Here is a 5,091-nt window from a genome sequence, read left to right as displayed (position 1 = left end):
CACGATCAAAGTGACCGCCGGCGAACAGCCCGTCCAGACGCTTGAGCTTGCTCATCGCGGGTCCTGAAATCGGTCAGGCCGACACTCGAACCGATTCGTTGATCGTTATTTGTACCACAGCCGACGGCGTCTCAAACCGGACATCGCCACAGGCCGGGTACAGCGGGGTACGGGTTTAGAGCGAGCGCGGCATGACAGAATCCTCCGACGATGCTGAGTAACCAGTGGGGTCATCGCCACATCCAGGCGATTCCTGTGCGGACGCGATATCGATGCTCTCGGCCGTAAGTAGCAGTGCCACGAAAAAAAGTTGCCAGTGGATCCACGTCTAGGTGCTGCTGCTCCTGCGGGGCGCCCAGCCTATCACCGCCGGATTGCAGGGTCATGCGCGTTTCGCATGGTTTATCGCGGTATCCGCATACGGTCGTCATGTCCGGCTCGCACGCGCGCAGCCGCCGGCGCGCGCGCCCGTTTACGTCGGGGAGAAGCTGCCGCATCAGCGAAAACTGCGCGCTGGAACAGATAGCGCGCTATCGGGAAGCATGGAAAGAAGTGCTGCGTGTTACTGCGCGCTGCGCGCATCCGCGACCGGCTCGGCGAATCGCACACCCGGTGCAGCGCGCAACACAGCGACCTGGGCACTGACGTCGCCCGCGTCGGCGACCGGCGCGAGCGAATACACGCCGTTCTGTCCAGGACCGCTCACGATCTCAAGTTGCTGCGATTCGAGCAGCGCATGTAGTCGGCCGACCGTCATCGCGTCATCGACGACCAATCTGATCGTCGCGCGATGCGCCGGCGCCGCGCCTTCCGACAGCGTGCGATAGGTTGCCTGCTGCGGTTGTTCTCCCGGCGGCCGCCGACCACCCAGCACCGCGAGAGCGCCCGCTTCGACCAGCACCATCGCGGCAAGCCCGTATGCAACCACCGCCACGCGGTGGGATCCCGTTTGCGCACCGGCGCGGCGATACCACGGCCCCCGCACGCGCCGGATGTCGGGCTCACGCTGTTCGTCGTCGATCCGATGCATCAAGTCCTCGAGCCCTCGCTCGATAGGCGGCGCTTGCCGCTCGTGCTTGTTCATCGTCGTGAACAGCCAACGCTGGCGCGCCAGTTCGGTACGGCAAAGCGTGCATTCGCGCACATGTTCCTGCGCTTCGCTCGCCGCTTCCGCGCCAGCCGTGCCGTTCACGATCCACGGCAGCGTCTCCCATATGCGCAAGTGTTTGCGTTCCTCGTCGACTGCCATCATGTTCATTAGTCTTTCCCGCTAAAGCCCGCCAGCACCGGCATCACGTTGCGCAGCTTGACACGAGCATGGAACATGCGCGCCTTCACCGTGCTCACGGAGGACTCTGTTATCTGCGCAATCTCTTCGAGCGAATGCCCCATCACGTACGCGAGCTCCATAACGAGGCGCTGCTCCGCCGATAGCCGGCTGAGCCCTTTGTCCAACCAGTCGGCCTGTTCGTGGTCGATAAACGGTTCGACCGCGTGGGTGTCGAAATCCAACGCGAGCGAATCGTGTTCCAGACCGCCGTCACGCAAAGCCCGCAACGTCACGCGATAAGCAATGCCCATCAGCCAGGTCGACACGCGCGCGTCGCCACGGAATTCCGCAGCCTTTTTCCAGACCACCATGAACGTGTCGTTGACCACTTCCTCGATCAGATCGTCACGCCGGGTTAAGCGGTTGAGAAAGCGCGCAAGCCGCCGGTGGTACTCGCGATACAGCAAAGCGAGCGCGTCCTTGTCCTGTGCAGCGATGCGACGCAGCAACTGCACGTCGTTCACGTCGGCCGCACGCGCGTCGGCATAATAAGAAGGGGCTTGATTCAATAACATGATCCACGTCGCGATCCGCTCATGAGCACAGGACCTCCGTAGGTAGCGTCAGGCAGCAAAGAAGTTGCGAAACAGTTTCGGAAAACCCAAGGAAATTTGCCAAATCACTGTGCGTTGATCCGCATGAATTCACAAGCCGGCAAACTGCTGATTCTGTCGTAGGGAAATCCTGAAGCGGAGTGCCGCGCGAACGTGCCCGCGCTAAGGAGAAGGAGGGATGCGGGACGGCTCACGTGGCGCAGGCGCAAACGCCTCCGCCCCTCATTGAGCCATCGTCGTCGTGGTGCACGCGCCAGCCGCGACGGCAGCGAGCGCAGTGCAGGCGTTGACTGTCTGCGAGGCTCCGCCACCGCTCATACTGACCTTGAGCGCGGCGTACACCCCGGACGCGTCGAGATGTGGATCCCGCGCGAGTAACAGCGCGGTGATGCCGGAAATGTAGGCTGCCGAAAACGAGGAGCCGGACAGAAAATCGTAGTGCCCGCCCGGTTTCAGCGTGAGCACGTCGCGACCGGGCGCGCGCAGCACGGCGTCTGCGACTTTCGAACCCGGCAGGTCGGCGGCGATGACATGCGCAATGCCGACCGGAAAAGCGTGCAGGTCGCCGTTCGGCGGCACGGCGCCCACCACGATCGCGCCGTGCTGCAACGTGTAGTCGACGAGTTGTGCCAGCAGCGGATCGGGCGGGCCGGTGAGACTCAGATTGATGACCTGCGCATGCGCGTCGATCGCGGCGACCAATGCTTTGGCCAGCGTCAGCGAATTGCAGATGGACGGTCCCGCGTCGGGTTCTCCCGCAGCGGCCGGCGCCTGCCAACAAGCCTTGAACGCGAGGAGCTTCGCCCGCGGCGCAACGCCCATGACACCGCGGCCGTTGTTCGGATTGGCCGCGATGACCCCGGCCACCGCCGTGCCGTGGACGTCGCGGTTGAAGCGCGTTTTGTCCTGCTCGACGAAATCCCGCGTCATGATGATTCGTCCGGCCAGGTCCGGGTGCGCTGTGTCGAGACCCGTATCGATCACGGCCACACGCACGTCGTCGCCGCGCGAAATGCGTTGCGCGGCGGGCGCATCGATCTGCTGCAAGCCGCGCTGCAGGCTCTCGAAGTTGGGATCGTAGGTCAGTGCGGTTCCTGACGTACGAAAAGACTGCAGCGGTTGCGCGAGGCGCACCCGCCGATCCTTCGCAAGCTTGGCCAACACCTCGTCCCGCGACTGCGTGCCCTCGATTTCCAGCACCGCGCAGTGCACCCGCAGCGCCACGATGGGCCACGCGGTCACCTCGCGCAGATAGTAGTCTTTCTCGAGCGCCGCCACGGTCGCCCGCGCGCTGCCGTAGGCGGTATAGCCCGGCGCGCCGTCGTAGCCGCCGGCAGTCGTGCCCGCCAGCACCGGCACCGACTCCGTCGGATTGGCGACGGCGACGATGATCATCCGGTCGCCGGCCACGCTCATTCGCGCGAGAGCGGCCGCGTCGACATCCTCGTTGTGTGGCGGCGTCAAGGCCAGGTCCGCGCACGCTGTCAGCAACAACGCCAGCAGCACGGCGGACCACGCTCGCCACGCCTTCGCGGCGCGCCCCGCATCCGTCAGTTTCATTGGTTTCTCCCACTTCGGTGGGCACTGCTGACATCGTCAGCGCGCCGGATCGAGATCATGCTGGCCTTCCTTCGCTGGACATCGCGACGCGCGGCACAGGTTACTCGCGTGAGTGCCACGTCCTTCGGCAAATGTTGCCACGCCGATAAAAAATATCTTTTCCGGTACGATTCGCACGAACACGAACGCGCGCGCCTATCAGTCCGCGTCCCCCAACGAGAACATCCCGGTTGCCGGAAGTAAAACTGACCTATGGAGTCGACGCGTCCCGCGATACCGGAGTCACCGACACCCGCCGGCCGCCTTGGCATGTTGCTTCGGGGTAACCTGCTGTTCTTGCTTGCGTTGTTGATCGCCCGCCCCGCCGCGGCCGCGATGAACGACTGGCAGTTCGAGCTGAACGCGGCGACCGGCCGGACCACCCGTGGGCTCAACGAGAGCGGCGGCCAGCCCGTGGTTGGCGCGGCGGCAAGCTGGTATCCGGCGGGCGGCCTCTTCGCCGGCATCTCGGCGTCGTCGTTCAAGATACCCAGGTCGTCGCAAACCGGCGCGGAAATCATTGCCAGTGGTGGATACGAGTGGCGCATTGCCGGCGACTGGACCATTCAGGCATCGCTTACGCACTACCAGTACGAGCATGTGCCGTTCGCTAACCGTATGAACTACGACGAAGCAGCGTTGCGGGGAGGATGGCGCGATAGCGTATTCGTGTCGGTGACGGCGTCGCCTAATACAGGTTTTGGACCGTCGCCCAGGTCGAGGGCTTTTTCGTACGATGTCGCCGGACGTCTGCCGCTGGTGCATGGCTTTTCGGCCACCGGCGGTATCGGCTACTACGATCTGCGTGCGGAGAAGGACATCCGTTACGTGTATGGCGACGTCGGGCTCACCTATCAATACCGCAGCGCGCAGTTCGACCTGTGGTACATCTTCACGAACGGCTCGGCGACCGCCGACGCACGGCTCGGCCCCATTATCTTCAACGGCTTGATTGCCGACGTGGTCTGGCAATTCTGACGGCGGCGCGCGAGCAGCAAGCGGACGTGCGATGTGGATCCGCGTTGGTGCGCTCCGCATCGAAAGCAGGGTTGTAGGTGCGCTGCACGCAGAAGAAAATACCGCGCAAGCACGGTATAAAAAGTCCTGACGCGAAGAATTGCGCCCGAAGCAAGGGAACTGCTTGCGCATCATCAAAGACGTTGCAAAGGCCGAATCGTGCGCGAAATCGAGCAAACCGATCATGCGGAATTCGCATTGCTCGATGCGCAAGTCGCATTTGGATCATGCGTAGCTCGCAACACAAGCGCCCTGATTTTTTATTCCGACCCTGCATCCGAATACGCAAAACAGGCTACATACGGGCAACGACGGCTTCGGCCTGTGCGCAGTCCGGGCCTCATGGACACCGCGCAAGCCCCGCGCCATAAGTCGTGCCGGGGTTTACGCACGGCCTCTCGCTGCCATAAACCGAACCTGGAGCATCTGTGTTGTACAAGGCGCTCGCGGCGTGCCGGATTCGTCAACGTTGCGCGTCATCCGCATGAGTGAGGTCATATGAGGGCAGCGAATTTCTTGGGAACAATGCCGGTCACCCGTCTTCTCGGGTTTCTCGTCGCGTGTATTCTGGCGGCCGTGACGGTGCCGGTC

General features: G+C 63.2%; 4 protein-coding genes. 1 reads left to right on the top strand and 3 read right to left on the bottom strand.

The genetic code is table 11. From position 1 onward, the window contains the following. Positions 1-562: 562 nt before the first annotated feature. The 3 genes from FSO04_RS44905 to FSO04_RS44895 form a co-directional block, all read right to left on the bottom strand. On the bottom strand, positions 563-1,258 hold the full coding sequence (locus FSO04_RS44905) for a hypothetical protein (protein WP_154567813.1): 696 nt from the start codon (positions 1,256-1,258) through the stop codon (positions 563-565). Beyond that, complete coding sequence (locus FSO04_RS44900; protein ID WP_233465454.1) at positions 1,258-1,839, bottom strand: RNA polymerase sigma factor; 582 nt, start codon at positions 1,837-1,839, stop codon at positions 1,258-1,260. The genes FSO04_RS44905 and FSO04_RS44900 overlap by 1 nt, the downstream gene beginning before the upstream one ends. 267 nt (positions 1,840-2,106) lie before the next feature. Beyond that, a complete protein-coding gene (locus FSO04_RS44895; protein ID WP_154567809.1) occupies positions 2,107-3,444 on the bottom strand; it encodes a S8 family peptidase in 1,338 nt (445 codons plus the stop codon). 309 nt (positions 3,445-3,753) lie between these two features. Here FSO04_RS44895 and FSO04_RS44890 point away from each other — a divergent pair, with 309 nt between their 5' ends. Next, a complete protein-coding gene (locus FSO04_RS44890; RefSeq protein WP_166618390.1) occupies positions 3,754-4,461 on the top strand; it encodes a TorF family putative porin in 708 nt (235 codons plus the stop codon). The last annotated feature ends 630 nt before the right edge of the window (positions 4,462-5,091 follow it).

This window comes from Paraburkholderia madseniana, assembly GCF_009690905.1.
In the GTDB taxonomy this organism is placed as follows: domain Bacteria; phylum Pseudomonadota; class Gammaproteobacteria; order Burkholderiales; family Burkholderiaceae; genus Paraburkholderia; species Paraburkholderia madseniana.
The sequence above is the reverse complement of the archived record's forward strand: the minus strand, read 5'-3'. Positions and strand labels throughout refer to the sequence as shown.

Coding starts and splice junctions, on each gene's coding strand:
- FSO04_RS44905 (WP_154567813.1), bottom strand. CDS start 1,258: ATGAACATGATGGCAGTCGACGAGGAACGCAAACACTTGCGCATATGG.
- FSO04_RS44895 (WP_154567809.1), bottom strand. CDS start 3,444: ATGAAACTGACGGATGCGGGGCGCGCCGCGAAGGCGTGGCGAGCGTGG.
- FSO04_RS44890 (WP_166618390.1), top strand. CDS start 3,754: ATGTTGCTTCGGGGTAACCTGCTGTTCTTGCTTGCGTTGTTGATCGCC.